Source organism: Nocardioides sp. NPDC004968 (assembly GCF_040608935.1).
Classification (GTDB): Bacteria; Actinomycetota; Actinomycetes; order Propionibacteriales; family Nocardioidaceae; genus Nocardioides.
Window position 1 is genome coordinate 17,247 of the sequence record NZ_JBEXJF010000011.1, and the last position, 19,670, is coordinate 36,916.

The window sequence follows — 19,670 nt, forward strand, 5'->3', positions numbered from 1 at the left end:
CCGCCACCCGAAGGTGGCGGGGCCTTCTAGACCACTCGATCAGCTCTGGTACGAACCAAAGTCGAAGTCGTCCAGCGCGACGGCCTGGCCGCCGGTGTTGCCGAACTCGTAGTCGTAGTTGTCGTAACCGGTCACGGAGTACGCCGCGGCGCGAGCCTCATCGGTCGGCTCGACCTTGATGTTCCGGTAGCGCTCCAGGCCGGTACCGGCCGGGATGAGCTTACCGATGATGACGTTCTCCTTCAGACCGCGCAGCGAGTCCGAGCGGCCGTTGATGGCAGCGTCGGTGAGGACGCGGGTGGTCTCCTGGAAGGAGGCCGCCGACAGCCAGGACTCGGTGGCCAGCGAGGCCTTGGTGATGCCCATCAGCTCCGGACGACCCGAGGCCGGCTTGCCGCCCTCGGAGACCACGCGCCGGTTCTCCGACTCGAAGTCGATGCGGTCGGCCAGGTCGGAGGGCAGCAGGTTGGTGTCACCGGACTCGAGCACCGTGATCCGGCGCAGCATCTGCCGCACGATGATCTCGATGTGCTTGTCGTGGATGGACACACCCTGCGACCGGTAGACCTGCTGGACCTCGTCCACGAGGTGCTGCTGCGTCTTGCGGACACCGAGGATACGGAGGACCTCCTTGGGGTCCGGCGTACCGATGGTCAGCGGAGCGCCGACCTCGATGTGGTCGCCGTCGCCAACCCGCAGACGCGAGCGGCGCGACACGACGTACTCCTTGACCTCGGAGCCGTCGTCCGGGGTGACCAGGACCTTGCGGGCCTTGTCGGTCTCCTCGATCTCGACGCGTCCGGCGACCTCGGAGATCGGCGTGACACCCTTCGGCGTACGCGCCTCGAAGAGCTCGACGACACGCGGCAGACCCTGCGTGATGTCGTCGGCCGAGGCCACACCACCGGTGTGGAACGTACGCATGGTCAGCTGGGTGCCGGGCTCACCGATGGACTGGGCGGCGATGATGCCGACCGCCTCACCGATGTCGACGAGCTTGCCGGTGGCCAGCGAGCGGCCGTAGCACTTGGCACACGTACCCGTACGAGCCTCACAGGTGAGGACCGAACGGACCTTGACCTCGGTGATGCCGGCGCGAACCAGCTCCTCGATCTTGACGTCGCCCAGGTCCTCGCCGGCGACCGCGAGAACCTCGCCGGTCGACGGGTGCTCGATGTCGACGGCAGCCGTGCGAGCGTACGCAGCGGTCTCGGCGTTGTCGTCCTTGACGACGACGCCGCCCTGGTCGACACCGATGACCTTGGGCAGACCGCGCTCGGTGCCGCAGTCGTCCTCACGGATGATGACGTCCTGCGAGACGTCCACCAGACGACGGGTCAGGTAACCCGAGTCGGCGGTACGCAGCGCGGTGTCGGCCAGACCCTTACGAGCACCGTGGGTGGAGATGAAGTACTCCAGGACGGAGAGACCCTCGCGGAAGTTCGACTTGATCGGCCGCGGGATGATCTCGCCCTTCGGGTTGGCCACCAGTCCTCGCATGGCGCCGACCTGGCGGATCTGGTTGAAGTTACCCGAAGCACCCGAGGTGACCTGCATGTAGATCGGGTTCTTGCGGTCGAACGCCTTCTCCATGGCAGCACCGACGACCTTGGCGGCCTCGGTCCAGATCTCGACGAGCTCCTGACGGCGCTCCTCGTCGGTGACCAGGCCGCGCTCGAACTGCTTCTGCACCTTGGCAGCCTGCGTCTCGAAGGTCTCCAGGATCTCGGCCTTGTTCGGCGGCGTGGTGACGTCGTCGATGGAGACCGTGACACCCGAACGGGTGGCCCAGTGGAAGCCGTTGTCCTTGAGCGCGTCCAGCGACGCCGCGACCTCGACCTTGGTGTAACGCTCGGCCAGGTCGTTGATGATCGCGCCGAGCTGCTTCTTACCGACCTCGTAGTTCACGAAGGGGTAGTCGGCCGGCAGGGTGTCGTTGAAGATCACCCGGCCCAGCGTGGTCTCGAGCACGAGCGGGTTGCCTTCGGTCCAGCCCTCCGGCACGTCGTAGCCGATCGGCGGGACGATGTCGTCGAGGCGGATCTTGATCTTCGACTGCAGCGTGATCTGGAGGTGGTCGAAGGCCATGATGGCCTCGGCCGGGGACGAGAAGGCACGGCCCTCGCCGATCTCACCCTCGCGGTCGGAGGTGATGAAGTAGAGACCGATGATCATGTCCTGGGTCGGCATCGTGACCGGACGACCGTCGGACGGCTTGAGGATGTTGTTGGTCGAGAGCATCAGGATGCGAGCCTCGGCCTGAGCCTCCGCCGACAGCGGCAGGTGGACAGCCATCTGGTCACCGTCGAAGTCCGCGTTGAACGCGGTGCAGACGAGCGGGTGCAGCTGGATGGCCTTACCCTCGATCAGCTGGGGCTCGAAGGCCTGGATGCCGAGGCGGTGCAGGGTGGGCGCACGGTTCAGCAGAACCGGGTGCTCGGTGATGACCTCTTCGAGGACGTCCCACACGACCGGGCGAGCACGCTCGACCATCCGCTTGGCGGACTTGATGTTCTGAGCGTGGCTCAGGTCCACCAGGCGCTTCATCACGAACGGCTTGAACAGCTCCAGGGCCATCTGCTTCGGCAGACCGCACTGGTGCAGCTTGAGCTGCGGACCCGACACGATGACCGAACGGCCCGAGTAGTCGACGCGCTTACCGAGCAGGTTCTGACGGAAGCGGCCCTGCTTGCCCTTGAGCATGTCGGAGAGCGACTTCAGCGGACGGTTGCCCGGCCCGGTGACCGGGCGGCCGCGACGACCGTTGTCGAACAGCGAGTCGACGGCCTCCTGCAGCATCCGCTTCTCGTTGTTCACGATGATCTCGGGGGCACCGAGGTCGAGGAGACGCTTGAGGCGGTTGTTGCGGTTGATCACACGACGGTAGAGGTCATTGAGGTCGGAGGTCGCGAAGCGGCCACCGTCGAGCTGCACCATCGGGCGCAGGTCCGGCGGGATGACCGGGACGGCGTCGAGCACCATGCCGGTCGGCTGGTTGCCGGTCTTGCGGAAGGCGTCGACGACCTTGAGGCGCTTGAGCGCGCGGACCTTGCGCTGACCCTTGCCGGTGGCGATGGTCTCGCGCAGGTTCTCGACCTCCTCGGCGATGTCGAAGCTCTCGAGGCGCTTCTGGATCGCCGTGGCGCCCATGTGGCCCTCGAAGTACTTCCCGAACCAGGTCTTCATCTCGCGGTAGAGCAGCTCGTCGCCCATGAGGTCCTGGACCTTCAGGTTCTTGAAGGTGTCCCAGACCTCGTCGAGACGGTTGACCTCACGCTCGGTGCGGTCGCGCAGCTGCTTCATCTCGCGCTCGGCGCCGTCCTTGACCTTGCGCTTGGCGTCGGACTTGGCGCCCTCGGCCTCGAGCGCGGCCAGGTCGGTCTCGAGCTTCTTGGCGCGGTCGTTGATCGCCACGTCGAGCCGGCCGGTCAGCATCTTGCGCTGCTGGTCGACCTTGGCCTCGAGCGAGGACAGGTCGCGGTGACGCGCGTCCTCGTCGACCGAGGTGATCATGTACGCAGCGAAGTAGATGACCTTCTCCAGGTCCTTCGGAGCGAGGTCGAGCAGGTAGCCCAGCCGCGACGGAACGCCCTTGAAGTACCAGATGTGGGTCACCGGAGCGGCGAGCTCGATGTGGCCCATCCGCTCCCGGCGTACCTTGGAGCGGGTGACCTCGACGCCACAGCGCTCACAGATGATGCCCTTGAAGCGCACGCGCTTGTACTTGCCGCAGTAGCACTCCCAGTCCCGGGTGGGACCGAAGATCTTCTCGCAGAAGAGGCCGTCACGCTCGGGCTTGAGCGTGCGGTAGTTGATGGTCTCAGGCTTCTTGACCTCGCCGTGGCTCCACGCGCGGATCTCGTCCGCGGTGGCCAGGCCGATCTTGAGCTGATCGAAGAAGTTGACGTCGAGCACGGTGGCTTCCAGTTCCTTCGTTAGTTCTTGGAAAATTCAAAGGGGACTGAGGGAGGGGAGGTACGCCGAGGCGTACCTCCCGCTCGTCAGACTTCCTCTACGGAAGAGGGCTCGCGACGGGAGAGGTCGATGCCGAGCTCCTCGGCGGCGCGGAAGACGTCTTCCTCCGCGTCACGAAGCTCGATCGCCGAACCGTCCTGGCTCAGCACCTCGACGTTCAGGCACAGCGACTGCATCTCCTTGACGAGAACCTTGAACGACTCCGGGATACCCGAGTCGGGGATGTTCTCGCCCTTGACGATCGCCTCGTACACCTTCACACGGCCGGGCACGTCGTCCGACTTGATGGTGAGGAGCTCCTGCAGGGCGTAGGCGGCGCCGTACGCCTCCATCGCCCAGACCTCCATCTCACCGAAGCGCTGGCCACCGAACTGGGCCTTACCGCCGAGCGGCTGCTGGGTGATCATCGAGTACGGACCAGTCGAACGCGCGTGGATCTTGTCGTCGACCAGGTGGTGCAGCTTGAGGATGTACATGTAGCCCACAGCCACCGGCTCCGGGAACGGCTCGCCGGAGCGACCGTCGAAGAGGCGGGCCTTGCCGTCGGTGCCGACCACACGCCGACCGTCCCGGTTGGGGAGGGTCGCGCTGAGCAGACCGGTGATCTCGTCCTCACGCGCACCGTCAAAGACCGGGGTGGCCACCTTGGTGCCCGGGTCGGCCTTGTCGGCGTGGATCTTGATGAGGCGCTGCTTCCAGGCGCTGTCCTCGGGGTCCTCGGAGAGGTTGAGGTCCCAGCCCTGCTTGGCGAGCCAGCCGAGGTGGAGCTCCAGGACCTGTCCGATGTTCATACGACGCGGAACACCGAGCGGGTTGAGCAGGACGTCGACCGGGGTACCGTCCTCCATGAACGGCATGTCCTCGACCGGCAGGATCTTCGCGATGACGCCCTTGTTGCCGTGACGGCCGGCGAGCTTGTCACCCACGGAGATCTTGCGCTTCTGCGCCACGTAGACCCGAACCAGCTGGTTCACGCCCGGGGGCAGCTCGTCGCCCTCCTCACGGTCGAAGACGCGGACACCGATGACGGTGCCCTCCTCGCCGTGCGGAACCTTCATCGAGGTGTCGCGGACCTCGCGCGCCTTCTCACCGAAGATCGCGCGGAGCAGGCGCTCCTCCGGGGTCAGCTCGGTCTCGCCCTTCGGGGTGACCTTGCCGACCAGGATGTCACCGGTGGTGACCTCGGCGCCGATGCGGATGATGCCGCGCTCGTCGAGGTCGGCCAGCATCTCCTCGGAGACGTTCGGGATGTCCCGGGTGATCTCCTCCGGCCCCAGCTTGGTGTCGCGGGCGTCGACCTCGTGCTCCTCGATGTGGATCGAGGTGAGGTAGTCCTGCTGCACCAGACGCTGGGAGAGGATGATCGCGTCCTCGTAGTTGTGGCCCTGCCACGACTGGAAGGCGACCAGGAGGTTGGCACCCAGCGCCATCTCGGCACCCTGGGTCGCCGGACCGTCGGCCAGCGGGGAGCCGACCTCGACCCGGGCGCCCTCGTCGACCAGCGGCTGCTGGTTGACGCAGTTGCCCTGGTTGGAGCGCTCGAACTTCGCGAGCTTGTACGAGGTGTAGGTGCCGTCGTCGTTGAGGGTCTCGATCAGGTCGGAGGAGACCTCCTTGACCACACCGGCCTTCTTCGCGACGAGCACGTCACCGGCGTCGACAGCCGCGCGGTACTCGATGCCCGTGCCGACCAGCGGCGAGTCGCTGCGGACCAGCGGCACCGCCTGACGCTGCATGTTGGCGCCCATGAGCGCACGGTTGGCGTCGTCGTGCTCGAGGAACGGGATCAGCGCGGTCGCGACCGACACCATCTGGCGCGGCGAGACGTCGATGTAGTCGACCTCGTCGGCCAGGAGCTCGGAGACCTCACCGTCGCGCTGGCGGACCAGCACGCGCTCGGTCGCGAACTTCATGTTCTCGTCGACGGCCGCGTTGGCCTGCGCGATGACGTAGCGGTCCTCGTCGTCGGCGGTCAGGTAGTCGATCTTGTCGGTGACGACACCGTTCTCGACCTTGCGGTAGGGCGTCTCGACGAAGCCGAACGGGTTGATCCGGCCGAAGGAGGCCAGCGAACCGATCAGACCGATGTTGGGACCCTCAGGGGTCTCGATCGGGCACATCCGGCCGTAGTGCGACGGGTGGACGTCTCGGACCTCCATGCCGGCGCGGTCACGGGAGAGACCACCCGGACCGAGAGCCGACAGACGCCGCTTGTGCGTCAGGCCCGCGAGCGGGTTGTTCTGGTCCATGAACTGCGACAGCTGCGAGGTGCCGAAGAACTCCTTCAGCGCAGCGACCACGGGACGGATGTTGATCAGGGACTGCGGCGTGATCGCCTCGACGTCCTGGGTCGTCATCCGCTCGCGCACCACCCGCTCCATACGAGCAAGGCCCGTACGCAGCTGGTTCTGGATCAGCTCGCCGACCGTACGCATCCGGCGGTTGCCGAAGTGGTCGATGTCGTCAGCGGCGACCTCGGTGGTGCCGGCCGGCATCTCGAGCTGCGCACGCCCGTCGTGCAGCGCGACGATGTACTTGATCGTCGCGACGATGTCATCGACGGTCAGCGTCTGCTGGTCGAAGGCCTCGGTCAGACCGAGCTTCTTGTTGACCTTGTAGCGACCGACCTTGGCGGTGTCGTAGCGCTTCGGGTTGAAGTAGTAGTTGTTCAGCAGCGTCTGCGCGGCCTCACGCGTCGGGGGCTCGCCCGGGCGCAGCTTGCGGTAGATGTCGAGCAGCGCGTCGTCCTGAGCGGTGGTGCTGTCCTTCTCGAGGGTCAGCATCATCGACTCGTACTCGCCGAACTCCTCGCGGATCTGCTCGTTGGTCCAGCCGAGGGCCTTGAGCAGCACCGTGACGTTCTGCTTGCGCTTGCGGTCGAGGCGGACGCCGACCAGGTCGCGCTTGTCGATCTCGAACTCGAGCCAGGCGCCGCGGCTGGGGATCAGCTTGGCGGTGTAGATGTCCTTGTCGGACGTCTTGTCGGCGGTGCGCTCGAAGTAGACGCCCGGGGACCGGACGAGCTGCGAGACGACAACACGCTCGGTGCCGTTGATGACGAAGGTGCCCTGCTCGGTCATGAGCGGGAAGTCGCCCATGAAGACCGTCTGGCCCTTGATCTCACCGGTGTCGTTGTTGGTGAACTCCGCCGAGACATAGAGAGGCGCGGAGTAGGTGAAGTCCTTCTCCTTGCACTCCTCGACGGTGTACTTGGGGTCGTAGAAGACAGGGCTCTCGAACGAGAGGGACATCGTCTCCGAGAAGTCCTCGATCGGGGAGATCTCCTCGAAGATCTCCTGTAGACCGGACTTGTGAGACACGTCCTCCCCCGCTGCTTCGCGGGCGGCGACCTGCTCCTGCCAGCGCTCGTTACCGATCAGCCAGTCGAAGCTGTCGGTCTGGAGGGCGAGGAGCTTGGGAAGCTCGAGAGGCTCTGAGATCTTAGCGAAAGAGATGCGGCGAGGGGTGGAGTCACCCGACGAGGTGCGCGCGGCCAAGAGGAATCCTTCGACAAGGTTCGCAGGTGGATTCGCGCCGCCGACCACCGACCAGCCACCGGGCAGGCTGAGGGGCATATGAAGGCATGCGCAAAGCGCCATCGTACGGCACAAAAGCGCACTTCACAACACCGGGCCCAATTAAAAGTCCGGCGTACCTTCATTCACACCTGCGGCGCTCGAACCTCGGCGTTGTCGGTGCAGTGCCATTGTCGAGCATCGCGGATGATCATGCGCCCCATCGGCACCCCGGGTCAAGCATCCGCGCCAATCGGTCCGACCCACGGAAAAGTTATTCCAATCACTTGACAGGTAGCGCAAAAGCCTGGATGGCCAGGTCAGCTCGGGCCTAGTCCTGGCTCGGCTGGGTCTCGACCTTGTCCACCAGCCACTCGTCGCCGACCTTGGCCATCGTGAGCATCGCGTACTCCTGGTAGCCGATCGGGGTGCTCCGCTGGGCGTTGGTGACCTGACGGTCGACCAGCACGAGGATCTGCACGGTGTCCTCGGAGACCCGGATGACGCCGGCGTCGACCGGGGCGAGCGTCTTCACCACGGTCTTCGTCTCGGGGACGTTGTCGACGAGCACGGCGAAGAGCCGGTCGTAGTCCTCGCGGTAGTCCTTGGTCATCACGTCGTGAGCCTTGCTCTTCGACTCGTCCATCTTGCTGTAGTCGTAGGAGAGCAGCGGGACGACGGCCTTCTTCGCCGCCTCGAGCGCCTCGGCGCCCTGCTCCTCGACGAGAAGCTTGTGGTTGCGGGTGATCTGCTTGCCCACCGCACCCTCGACGGTGCTGGTCGTGACGTTGTTGTTGGCGACAGTGCTGACCTTGTCCTGCCCGAAGAAGACCACGCCGGCAGCGACGACCGCGGCCAGGGCGAGCGCCCCGGCGGCGACCAGCCCCCACGTCGGGAGCAGCGGCAGCGTACGTCCGGTGGCCGCACTCTCCCCGGTGTCGGGCTCCTCGTCGGCAGGCTCGTCGTCGTCAGCTGCGTCGGCTGCCACCGCGGCGTCGGCGGTCTCCTCGTCGGCCTCACTGTCCTCGTCCTCGACCGCAGCCTCCTCGAGAGCGGCCAGCTCCGCGTCGTACGCAGCCCGCTTCTTCTCGTCCAGCAGGACCGCGGCGGCATCGTTGAGGGTGCGGAAACGGCGGTCGGTGGGGTCCAGGTCGGCAATCGCGGACTTCCACGCCGCGCGGATGTCGTCGGTGGCGGCATCGGGCTCGACGTCGAGCAGGTCGTACCAGGTCGGACTAGTCATCGTGGAACTCATGGTGTCACCCCTTCGCTGCTTTCCGAAGTAGGAGCTTCCTCGGCGGGGTACCAGTCGTCGACCAGCCACTTCCCGTTCTGCTTCACCAGCTCCACCTCTGTACGGGCGAGCTGACGCGCCGCCTCGACGCGCTCCTCGGAGCCCTCGGACTTCGGGTAGCTGATCGCGAGCTCGGCGACGACGAGCACGGTCGCGCTGTCCTCGTCGAGGCCGGCGACGCCCGTGCTGTGCACGCTCGTGGTGCGACCGACGCCCTGCTGGACGACGGTGGCCTCGGCGAAGGCGACGTTGCCCAGGAAGCTCTTCTCGAACTTCGGGGTCAGGAGCTCACCCACCCGCTCGCGATACTTCGGCATCGTCTTCTTGTCGCTGCCGACGTCATCGGGACCGTAGGTGTTGACCCGGCCGACGAACTTGTCGGCCGCCGCCATCACCTGCTCGCGCTGGCTCACCACCGACTCGTCGGCGCCGCGGGTCAGCTGCCAGCCGACGTAGACGACTGCAGCCAGGATCACGGCGATCAGCAGGGCCAGGACGCCCCAGCGGAGCAGTGCGCCCCGGTTCGCGGTCGCCTGGTCGGTCTCTGCGCCGGTCTCCGTGTCGGGTCCGGGGTCGGTCGTGGTGCTCAAGACGGATCACTCTCTGTGGTCAGCGGCTCCAGGAGCCATTTCCAAGCATCAACACCGTACGCCGCTGGCGAATCGGTCGATGCAGCAGCGTTCCGGGCCCCGACCCCGGTCGGCTGCGTGGTGGTCAGGGGTCCGGCTACTCGGTCTCCATCGGCTGCAGGTAGAGCCACTTCCAGGCGTCCTCGCCGTAGGAGGCGGGAGCGGCGGTCGACACCGTGGTCTCCTCGGCCTCGCCCCAGGTGAGCTCGCCGGTGTCCGGGTCGAAGCTGGCGATCGAGTCGGTGCCACCGACGGCCGCGCGCGGCACCTGGCTGGAGCCACGAGGGTTCGACTTGCTCGGGTCCTCGGTGCAGGAGACCTCCGTGTTGAACGGACGGCTCTGCAGGTCCAGCGGGCTGCGCTTCTTGGTGCTCTCGTAGCCCTGCTTGCACGGCGCCTGGGTGGTCAGCGCCAACCCGAAGTGGGCCTGCGCCAGGCCGGGGTGGCCGACGTCGACGACCGCGAAGCTGCCCTCGACGACGACCGGGAAGATCGAGAGCAGGTGCCTGACACCCGGCAGGTTCTTCCGGACGACCTTGCCGGTCACCAGCACCTCGTTGAGGAGCTCGCTGATCTCCACGTCGTTCTGCTCCAGGAACTGCCGCAGCTCGATCGAGCTGGCCGAGCCACTCTCGATCAGCCTGATCAGGTCCTTGTTGGAGCCGGCCAGGGTGCCGGTGAACAGCTCCAGGTCGGTCGCGAACGACTTGATCGCCGAGCTGCTGTCCAGCTGGCCCTGGAGGACCGTGTTGCTGTCCCGGATCAGCTGGGTGGTGAGGGCGAAGTTCTGGTCGGCGGTCTCCACGAAGGCGGTGCCGGTGTCGATGATGGTCTGCAGGTCCTGACCGGTGCCGGCGAACCCCTTGCCGAGCTCGTCGATGGTCGTGGTGAGCGCCTTCTGGTCGACCGAGTTCACCGTCGTGGTGACGTCCTCGAGGAGCTTCTCGGTCGGCAGCGGCGTGGTCGTCGCGGCGCGGGCGATCTCGGAGCCGTCCTCGAGGTAGGGCCCGCCCTTGGACTGCGGCTGCAGCTCGACGTACTGCTCACCGACGGCGGAGCGGTTGCCGACCACGGCGAGGCTGTCGGCCGGGATCTTGTCCTCCCAGCCCTTGTCGATCTTCAGGGTCACGTCGACACCAGTGCGGTTGAGCACCAGCTCACCGACCTGGCCGATCTTGACGCCTCGGTAGTCGACCTCGGCGTCCTCGTAGATGCCGCCGGACTGCTCGAAGTGGGCCATCACGACGTAGTGGTCCTTGACGAACAGCGACCCCAGGCGGGCGTAGCGCGCACCGACGAAGCTGACCCCGACGAGGGTGATCAGCAAGAAGACCATCAGCTGCATCTTCGTACGGCGGGTGATCATGAGACGCCCTCCTGGTGAGTGTTGCTCGAGGTGCTCAGCGCGGGGATCATCAGCGAGGTCAGCCCCGGGTCGAGCTCCTTGCTCAGCTCGTCGTACGTCACCGCATGCGTCCCCGGTGTCGCACCGGCACGGCAGAACAGGAGCAGCACGCACCCGGAGCCGTCGTCGGTGCTGCTCCCGCCGTTGGACGAGGGAGCCCCGAGCCCGAGCAGGCCGTCGAGGGTCTTCCCGATCGAACCCAGCACGCCCGTCACGCACGCTTGGGGCGCCGAGGAGGACTGTCCGGTCAGCACCTCCTGGCAGGTGTCGATGGCGCTGGCCAGCCCGCCGTCCTTGCAGACGTTCGTGAGGTTGTTGAGCCAGTCGAGAGCCGTCTCCTCGTCCGGATACGTCTTGAGCTTCCTGTTGATCTCCTCGAGACCCCAGCAGACGGTGCTACCGACCCGAGGCGCGTTCTGGAGCAGCGTGTCGAGGTTGAGGTCGACGGTGACGTCGAGGTTGACGAAGTCACCCATGTGCAGGTTGCGCGCGGCCTGCGGCGAACCACCGACCGCGGCGTCGACGAACGGATAGGTGAGGATCGTGTTCATCGCCCGGACGAAGTCATCGCCGGAGTCGGCCAGGTTCGACAGGACCGGCCTGAGGTCCTTGATGATGCCGATGGTGTTGTCCTTGGACGCCCGGATGACGCGTACGCCGGTGTCTCCGAGCCGCTCCAGGGCCTTGAGCATCTTGACCAGGTCGGCGCGCTGCTTGTCGATGCTGGAGATCGCCGAGGGCAGCTCGTCGAGGGCAGCGTCGATGGAGCCCATCTGCGCGTTGGTGGCCTTCGCCAGCGCATCGAGCGCCTCGATGGCCGCGACGATCTTCTCCTTGTTGTTGTCGAGGTCGCGCGCCAGCTTCTCCACCTGGTGGAGTACGGAGCGGGCGGAGTCCTCACGGCCGGCGAGCGCCTTGTTGAGCTCGGTCGAGATCGTCTTCAGCTGAGCCACGCCACCACCGTTGAGCAGCAGGCTCAGCGCACTGAAGACCTCTTCGATCTCCGGGTTGCGGCCGGTCTGCGACAGCGGGATGGTCGAGCCGTCGGCGAGCTTGGACGAATCGGGCTCGGCGGGCCGCTCCAGCGAGACGAACTTCTCGCCCAGCAGGGAGGTCTGCTGGATCGACGCACGGGCGTTGCTCGGCAGGCTGACGTCCTTCTTCAGCAGCATCTCGACGGTGGCGACGCCGTCGTCGAGCCAGATCTTGTTGATCTTGCCGACGTCGATGTCCTCGAGCTTGACGGTTGACTGGGGCACCAGGTCGAGGGTGTCCTCGAACTGCGCGGTGACCGAGATCGCGTCGTCACCGGCGTCCACGCCGCCCGGGAGCGGCAGGTCGTAGACGGAGAAGGTGCCGCAGCCGGTCAGCATCAGGGCGCCGGCGATCACGCCGACGAATGCCTGGAGGGCGCGCTTCATCGTTTCACCTCCACCAGGCCGCCGAGCGACATGTCATAGGGCACTCCGTAGGACGAACCCGTGCCGAGTCCGATCGCCGCGGAGCGGTTCAGTCCCGGCATCTGCCGGATCTGCGAGCAGATCTCGGCGCTGCTCCCGTCGGTCGCCTGGTCCACGAGGCTGCACAGGAACGAGGCAGGGTTCTCGATGATCTCGTCGAGGATCATGGTGATGTTCGCGTTGGTGTCGAGCGTGCCGGTCTCCGGGTTGTACGCCAGGCCCAGGTTGTTGAGCGCCAGCGGAGCGGTCCGGAGGCTCTCGTCGAGCGCCTTGCGCTGCTTCACGAGGACCTTGCCGATCCGGTTGAGGCTCTGGATGTCCTCGCGCAGGATCGCCTTGTTGTCCCGGACGAACTGGGTGACCTTGTTCAGCGCCACCGAGAGGTTCTTCATCGACGCGGCGAGCTCTTCGCGCTCACCTTCCAGCATCGAGGAGACCTCGGCGAGCGCCTGGGCGAAGTCGCGTACGGTCTTGTCGTTCTCGGCGAGCGTGCCGATGAAGCCTTCGAGCTGCTCGGCGGAGTCGAAGAACTGCTCGTCGCGGTTGTCGAGCACCTTGGTCAGCTTGCCGAGGTCGCCGACGGTCGAGTTGATCTTCTCGCCCTGGCCGCCGAGGTTCTTCGCGGTCTGCTGCAGCAGGTCGGTGAGGGCGCCGTTCTTGTTGGCTCCGTCGGGACCGATCGCGACCACGAGATCGTCGACGCTGGAGTAGATCTGGTCGAGCTCGACCGGGACCGACGTCTTGTCGGTGCTCAGCACCGCACCGTCGGCCAGCTTCTTGCCGCCGTCGTAGGCGGGCGTGACCTGGACGTAGCGGTCGCCGACGATCGACGGCGAGATGATCACGGCCTTGGCGTCCGCGGGCAGGTCGACGTCGCCCTTGTATTCCAGGGTGACCTTCACGTCGGTGCCGTTCGGCTCGACCGAGGTCACCTTGCCGACGGCGACGCCGAGCACCCGCAGGTCGCTGCCCTCGTAGAGCGAGACCGTGCGCGGGAAGTGCGCCACGAGCGTCTTCTCACCGGTGTCGCGGACCAGCGCCCAGGCCCCGACCCCGAGGACGAGAGCACCGATGATGATCGGAACAATTACCTTGTTCATGGGGTCCTCCCAGTGAGAGCCGGAACGGGAGGCATGTTCTGGATGTAGGTGTCCCACCAGGGGCCGTTGCCCAGGGTGTTGTTGAAGACCTTGTAGAACGGCGCCATCAGCCGCAGGGACTTCTCGAGGTTCTCCTCGTTCTTCGTGAAGACGTCGAGGATCACGTCGAGGCTCTCCAGCGCCGGCTTGAGGTCGGCACGGCTGTCGTCGACCAGCTGGGAGAGCTCCTTAGAGAGCAGCTGGGTCGAGATCAGCAGGTTGTGGACCGCCTCGCGCCGCTCGACCAACGCAGCGAAGAGCTGGTTGGCGTCGTTCATCAGCGTGATCAGGTCCTCGTCGCGCTCGTCGAGCACCTTCGTCACCCGGTCGAGCTGGGTGAGCAGCGACTCGATGCGCTCGTCCTTGGCGGCCAGGTTGCGGGAGAGGTCGGAGACGCCGGTGAGGGCGGCCTGGAACTCCTCCGGCGTCGACCGGGTCAGGTCGGCGAGCGTGGTGAGCGCCGCGGCGAGCTGGTCCTTGTCGATGTTGGCGGAGGTATCGGCCAGCCCCTCGAAGGCCTCGACCACGTCGTAGGGAGACTCCGTGCGGTCGACCGGGATGGTGGCTCCCGCCTTCATCTGGCCTTCTCCGGCCGGCTGCAGCTCGAGGAACATGTCGCCGAGCAGCGTCTTCACGCGTACGCCGGCTCCGGAGTTCTCACCGAAGTTGACCTTCTCGCGGATCTTGAAGCCGACCTTGACCTGGTTGCCGTCCAGCTCGATCGAGTCGACCTTGCCGACCCGGACGCCGGCCACGCGGACCTCGTCGCCGGCCTTGAGGCCACCGGCCTCGGAGAAGTTGGCGTAGTAGGTGGTGCCACCACCGATCAGCGGCAGGCTGTCGGCCTTGAACGCCATCACCAACAGCATGACGAGGACGGCGATCGAGACGGCGCCGATCTTGACTGGGTTACGTTCGCGGAAGGGAATCATCCGAGGTTGCACCTCGCTTGACCGGGCTCGTAGAGCGGAATCTCGAGGTCCTTGCCCTCAGGGTCTCGGATCGTGCCCCGCAGACCGCACAGGTAGAAGTTGAACCAACCGCCGTAGCTGGCCGTCGCGCCGATCTTGTCCAGCTTGATCGGCTGGAGCTCGAGGGCGTCGTCGAGCTGGCGCTTGTCCTTTGCCACCTCGTCGGAGAACCTCCGGGCCTGGCGCAGGTCCTCCAGGAGCGGGTCCTTCGCCTCGTGCACCAGGTCGGCGGTCTCCACGGAGAGCGCCGAGATCTGGTCCAGGGAGCCGAGGATCGCCTCGCGGTCGTTGTTGAGACCTCCGACGAAGTCGCGGAAGGTCACGATCAGGCTGGAGAGCTCCTTCTCGCGGTCGCCCACGTGCTCGAGCACCTCGGTGAGGTTGTCGATCAGAGCGTTGATGACCTGGTCCTTCTCGGCCAGCGTCGAGGTCAGCGAGGCGGTGTGGGAGAGCAGGCTCTCCAGCGTGCCGCCCTCGCCCTGGAAGACCTGGACGATCTCGTAGGACAGGGTGTTGACGTCGTTGGGCGACAGCGCCTGGAAGAGCGGCTTGAACCCGTTGAAGAGCACGGTCAGGTCGAGCGCCGGGTGGGTCTGCCCGACCGGGATGGTCTGGCCCTCCTGCAGGGCGGAGGAGTCGCCCACCAGCTGGTTGGTCAGCGCCAGGTAGCGCTGGCCGATCAGGTTGCGGTACTTGATCGTCGCCTCGGTCGTGGTCGCGATCTGCTGCGCGCTGTCGACCGTGAAGGTGACCACCGCGCTGCGGGCATCGTCGGAGATCTCGATGCCCTTGACCGAGCCGACCTTGACCCCGGAGATGCGTACGTCGTCGCCCTTGTTCACACCGGTGACGTCGGTGAAGACGGCCTTGTACTCATCGGTCTGCCCGAAGGTGACGTTGCCGATGGTGATCGCGAGCAGGCCGGTGGCCAGGGTCGTGACGATCACGAAGATCACCAGCTTCCAGAAGTCCTGGAAGGTCTTGGCGTCGAAGAGCTTCACTGCGCTCATTCGTACGTCACCTCAGCTCCACGTGCGGCCGGGCCGAGCAGCAGCCCGCCGAGGTCCGGGACCTCACTGGCGGTCATGCCCATGCCGGGGGCGAACAGCTCGTTGATGACATCGGTCTCGGCCGACGTACCGACGTAGGACAGGGCCGAGTAGCCGGTCGTCCCGGTGGCGGAGCGCATGACACCCTTTCCGGTGGGCTCGTCGACGCCGTCGTTCTTGTTGGGGAACGGCGCGAACGGCTTCTTCTGGCTCCAGGACGCGTTCGGCATCTCACCGCAGTAGGGCCCGCTGTCCTCGCCGTAGCGCGGCTTGTCCTTGGTCGAGTAGGGACGCGACTGGTGCGGCAGCGTCTCCAGCGTGATGTGGACGGTGTTGTTGCGGAACACTTCGGTGAACTCGTCGGTCAGGACGTCCATGCCACCGATGAGGCACGGGAACATCGGGGCGTAACGGGCCAGCGTCTGGGTGACCGGCCGACCGACCTCGCCGACCTGGATCAGCGTGTCGCCGTTGTCGTCGAGGAATTTGTCGGCGGTGTTGGAGAACGCGGTGACGTCGGTCAGCATCTTGTTGAGCTCCACCTCGCGGTCCTCGAGCGTGGTCGCGGTGACGATGGTGTTGCGCAGGATCTGACCGATCTCCGGGAGCACGGCCTGGTAGGTGCCGGAGACCTCCGTGGCGAGCTCGAGGTCCTCGATCAGCGCCGGGATCTCGGGGTTCAGCCGCTTCAGGTAGGAGTCGAGGGTGTCGAGCGACTCCCCGAGCTTGTCGCCACGACCCTCGAGGGCGGTGGCGAGCGCGTTGAGCGTGTTGTTGAGGTCGGCCGGCTGGATCGTCCGCAGCAGCGGGTAGAGGTCACGCAGCACGGCCTGGACCTCGGTGGCCATCTTGGTCTTCTCGATGACCGCACCGGCCTGGATCGGCTCGGTGAAGTCGGTGTCGGGCGGGACCAGCGAGACGTACTTCTGGCCGAAGAGGGTCTTGGGGAGGATCGCGCCGGTCACGTCCGGGTGGACCTTGCTGATCTCCTCGGGGAACAGCCCCAGGGTCAGCTCGGCACCCTCGTCGGTCGGCTTCATGTCGAGGACCTCGCCCACGATCAGGCCACGGACCTTGACGTCGGCGCGCTCGGGGAGCTGCAGACCGACGCGGTCGGCCTTGAGGGTGATCTCCTCGAACTGTCCGAACCGGTTGGTGAACTGCGCCCAGGTCAGGACGAGCGCGGCTAGGAGCAGCGCGAGGAAGAGGATCCCGAGGATCTTGCCCTTCTGCCGGCCCCAGGCGAGCGCCACGGCGCTCCGCTTGTGCGGCGCGGGCAGGTCGTGATGGACCTCGTCGCGAGCGAGTGTCTGAGTCATCCCGCCAACCTCACTGTCGTCGTGCTGCCCCAGATCGCCATCGAGAGCATCAGGTCGAGCACGGAGACGGCGACGATGCTCGTACGCACCGCCTTACCGACCGCGACACCGACCCCTGCGGGGCCGCCGGAGGCGTTGTAGCCGTGGTAGCAGTGGATCAGGATCACCACGACGGCGAAGATCAGCACCTTGCCGAAGGACCACAGCACGTCGACGGGCGGCAGGAACGTGTTGAAGTAGTGGTCGTACGTCCCCGCACTCTGGCCGTAGAAGAGGATCACCGTGAACCGGGTGGCGACGTACGAGGAGAGCAGGCCGACCACGTAGAGCGGCACGATCGCGATCAGGCCGCCGATCATCCGGGTGGTCACCAGGAATGGCAGCGACGGGATCGCCATCACCTCGAGAGCGTCCACCTCTTCGGAGATGCGCATCGCGCCCAGCTGGGCGGTGAAGCCGCAGCCGACCGTCGCCGCGAGCGCGATGCCGGCGACCAGCGGCGCGATCTCACGGGTGTTGAAGTAGGCCGACACGAAGCCGGAGAACGCCGAGGTGCCGAGCTGGTCGAGGGCGGTGTAGCCCGACAGGCCGACCTGGGCACCGGTGAAGAAGGTCATCGCCAAGATCACGCCGACGGTGCCGCCGATGACGGCCAGCGCCCCCGACCCGAGGGTGACCTCGGCGAGGATCCGGAGGATCTCCTTCTTGTAGCGCCTCAGTGTGCGCGGAAACCACGAGATCGCGCGCAGGTAGAAGCCGAGCTCGTCACCGAGGTGGTCGAGGCTCTTGGCAGGCTTCTGGTAGATCGCCTTGATGTTCGCCATCCGTCTCGCCTCCTATCCGGACTTGCTCGGGATGATCTGCAGGAAGATCGCAGACATCACGAAGTTCACGATGAACAGCAACAGGAACGTGATGACGACCGACTGGTTCACGGCGTCACCGACGCCCTTGGGGCCACCGCCGGCGTTCATGCCCATGTACGAAGCCACGATCGCCGCGATCAGACCGAACACGAGCGCCTTCGCGAGGCCCTGCCACAGGTCGGCCATCTGCGCGAGCGCGGTGAAGCTGGCCAGGTAGGCACCCGGGGTGCCGCCCTGGATGATGACGTTGAAGACGTACCCGCCCATGACGCCGACGATCGAGACCAGGCCGTTGAGGAAGACCGCGATCATCATGCAGGCGAGTACACGCGGGACCACCAGCCGCTGGATCGGGTCGATGCCCAGAACCATCATGGCGTCGAGCTCTTCACGGATCTTCCGAGCACCGAGGTCGGCGGCGATCGCCGAGCCACCGGCACCCGCGACCAACAGCGCGGTCGCGATCGGGGCAGCCTGCTGGACGACCGCGAGGACCGCGGCCGATCCCACGAAGGACTGCGCACCGAACTGGGCCACGAGGCCACCGACCTGCAGCGCGATGACCGCGCCGAAGGGGATCGCGACCAGCGCGGTCGGGACGATCGTCACCGACGCGATGAACCACGCCTGCTGGATGAACTCTCGGAACTGGAAGGGGCGCCGAAACACGGCGCGCCCCACGTCCAGACCGAACGCGAAGAGCGAGCCAGCGGTCCCGATCGGCTTCAGGACCCTGGCGGCGGTCAGAGATGACATCAGTAAGGAGCCTCTGTGGGGTCTGCTGCTTTCACACCACCGGGGGCCATGGCCGCGTCTGCTCGGAACGATCCCGGCGGCGGGGTGACACCGTTCTCTCGGCACCAGGCGCCCGGCGGACGCTGGTACTTGCGCGGAATGCCGTTGGACGGCTCGAGCTGCATCGGGATCGGCGGCAGCGGCGGCAGACCCAGGTCCTTCTCGGCGGCCAGCTCGTCGGCGTCCTTCTCCTCGGACATGCCGATCGGGCCGATCGTCTGGGCGTTGAGGAACTGCCGCACCACCGGCTCCTCGGAGCTCAGCAGCATCTCGCGAGGCCCGTACATGGCCAGGTGCTTGTGGTAGAGCAGGCCGATGTTGTCCGGGACCGTACGCGTCGAGTTGATGTCGTGGGTGACGATCAGGAAGGTCGCGTCGATCTGCGCGTTCAGGTCGATGAAGAGCTGGTTGATGAAGGCCGTACGCACCGGGTCGAGACCAGAGTCGGGCTCGTCGATCAGCAGGATCTCGGGGTCGAGGACCAGAGCACGCGCCAGACCGGCACGCTTACGCATACCACCGGAGATCTCGCCGGGGAGCTTGTTCTCGGCGCCGATGAGACCGACCAGGTCCATCTTCTCCATGACGATGTTGCGGATCTCGGACTCGCTCTTCTTCGTGTGCTCACGAAGCGGGAACGCGACGTTGTCGAAGAGGTCCATGGAACCGAACATGGCGCCGTCCTGGAACAGCACGCCGAACAGCTTGCGAACCTCGTAGAGGTCTCGCTCCGAGCAGCTGGCGATGTCGACGCCCTCGATGACCACGGAGCCCGTGTCGGGCTTGATCAGACCGATCAAGGTCTTGAGGAGCACCGACTTGCCCGTGCCGGACGGACCCAGCATCACGCTGATCTCGCCCGCAGGCAGGGTCAACGAGACATCTTTCCAGATGAGCTGCTTACCAAAGCTCTTGGTCAGCCCTTCGATCTTTACGTCTACACCCATCCGGGCCGGCTCCCTTCCTGTTCGCGCGGGGATCTCCCTCAAGTCCCCACTGCCCGACTAACGGCAGAGTGTGACGGGGGTTACGCACTTTCCGCGACACGCGTCACACTTTTGTAAACCATAGTGGCCTGCGAACGATGACGGTGATCACCACCCGAGACGGACTCCCCCAGCCAGAACGTCGACGGTCGGATTGCGACCCTTCACGCCCGGCGTGTGTTCAAGATAACGAAACAAACCGCGAGTGGCTACTCAGGAGTAGCAACCCGCGGCTCGAACGATCGGAGCGCTGCGCTGCAGCTTGCC

At 66.0% G+C, this 19,670-nt stretch carries 13 protein-coding genes; all 13 read right to left on the bottom strand.

The features are described 5' to 3' along the window. Window positions 1-39: 39 nt before the first annotated feature. Window positions 40-3,915, bottom strand: a complete 3,876-nt coding sequence (locus ABZU72_RS13260; protein WP_355019318.1) for a DNA-directed RNA polymerase subunit beta' — start codon at window positions 3,913-3,915, stop codon at window positions 40-42. A gap of 86 nt (window positions 3,916-4,001) precedes the next feature. Continuing rightward, the gene (gene rpoB / locus ABZU72_RS13265) at window positions 4,002-7,472 is read right to left on the bottom strand and encodes a DNA-directed RNA polymerase subunit beta (protein ID WP_355019319.1); all 3,471 of its coding nucleotides are present in this window, start codon (window positions 7,470-7,472) and stop codon (window positions 4,002-4,004) included. Between the two features lie 349 nt (window positions 7,473-7,821). Next, window positions 7,822-8,745, bottom strand: coding sequence for a DnaJ domain-containing protein (locus tag ABZU72_RS13270; RefSeq protein ID WP_355019320.1), 924 nt, complete (start codon window positions 8,743-8,745; stop codon window positions 7,822-7,824). Continuing rightward, window positions 8,742-9,374: a hypothetical protein gene (locus ABZU72_RS13275; protein WP_355019321.1), complete on the bottom strand. Its 633-nt coding sequence runs from the start codon at window positions 9,372-9,374 to the stop codon at window positions 8,742-8,744. Before ABZU72_RS13275 ends, ABZU72_RS13270 begins: the two co-directional genes overlap by 4 nt. Window positions 9,375-9,510: 136 nt before the next feature. After that, the gene (locus tag ABZU72_RS13280; protein WP_355019322.1) at window positions 9,511-10,779 is read right to left on the bottom strand and encodes an MlaD family protein; all 1,269 of its coding nucleotides are present in this window, start codon (window positions 10,777-10,779) and stop codon (window positions 9,511-9,513) included. Further along, window positions 10,776-12,239 carry an MCE family protein gene (locus tag ABZU72_RS13285; protein WP_355019323.1) on the bottom strand — a complete coding sequence of 488 codons (1,464 nt, stop codon included), beginning with the start codon at window positions 12,237-12,239 and terminating at the stop codon, window positions 10,776-10,778. Before ABZU72_RS13285 ends, ABZU72_RS13280 begins: the two co-directional genes overlap by 4 nt. Beyond that, window positions 12,236-13,378 carry an MCE family protein gene (locus ABZU72_RS13290; RefSeq protein ID WP_355019324.1) on the bottom strand — a complete coding sequence of 381 codons (1,143 nt, stop codon included), beginning with the start codon at window positions 13,376-13,378 and terminating at the stop codon, window positions 12,236-12,238. The genes ABZU72_RS13285 and ABZU72_RS13290 overlap by 4 nt, the downstream gene beginning before the upstream one ends. Then, window positions 13,375-14,349: an MCE family protein gene (locus ABZU72_RS13295; RefSeq protein ID WP_355019325.1), complete on the bottom strand. Its 975-nt coding sequence runs from the start codon at window positions 14,347-14,349 to the stop codon at window positions 13,375-13,377. The genes ABZU72_RS13290 and ABZU72_RS13295 overlap by 4 nt, the downstream gene beginning before the upstream one ends. Further along, a complete protein-coding gene (locus ABZU72_RS13300) occupies window positions 14,346-15,398 on the bottom strand; it encodes an MlaD family protein (RefSeq protein WP_355019326.1) in 1,053 nt (350 codons plus the stop codon). Before ABZU72_RS13300 ends, ABZU72_RS13295 begins: the two co-directional genes overlap by 4 nt. Further along, entirely contained in the window at window positions 15,395-16,756 is a 1,362-nt protein-coding gene (locus ABZU72_RS13305; protein ID WP_355019327.1) for an MCE family protein, read from the bottom strand. The genes ABZU72_RS13300 and ABZU72_RS13305 overlap by 4 nt, the downstream gene beginning before the upstream one ends. After that, the gene (locus tag ABZU72_RS13310) at window positions 16,753-17,580 is read right to left on the bottom strand and encodes an ABC transporter permease (protein ID WP_355019328.1); all 828 of its coding nucleotides are present in this window, start codon (window positions 17,578-17,580) and stop codon (window positions 16,753-16,755) included. Before ABZU72_RS13310 ends, ABZU72_RS13305 begins: the two co-directional genes overlap by 4 nt. Window positions 17,581-17,592: 12 nt before the next feature. Further along, the gene (locus ABZU72_RS13315; RefSeq protein ID WP_160025586.1) at window positions 17,593-18,378 is read right to left on the bottom strand and encodes an ABC transporter permease; all 786 of its coding nucleotides are present in this window, start codon (window positions 18,376-18,378) and stop codon (window positions 17,593-17,595) included. After that, window positions 18,378-19,364, bottom strand: a complete 987-nt coding sequence (locus tag ABZU72_RS13320) for an ABC transporter ATP-binding protein (RefSeq protein ID WP_355019329.1) — start codon at window positions 19,362-19,364, stop codon at window positions 18,378-18,380. The genes ABZU72_RS13315 and ABZU72_RS13320 overlap by 1 nt, the downstream gene beginning before the upstream one ends. Window positions 19,365-19,670 lie beyond the last annotated feature (306 nt).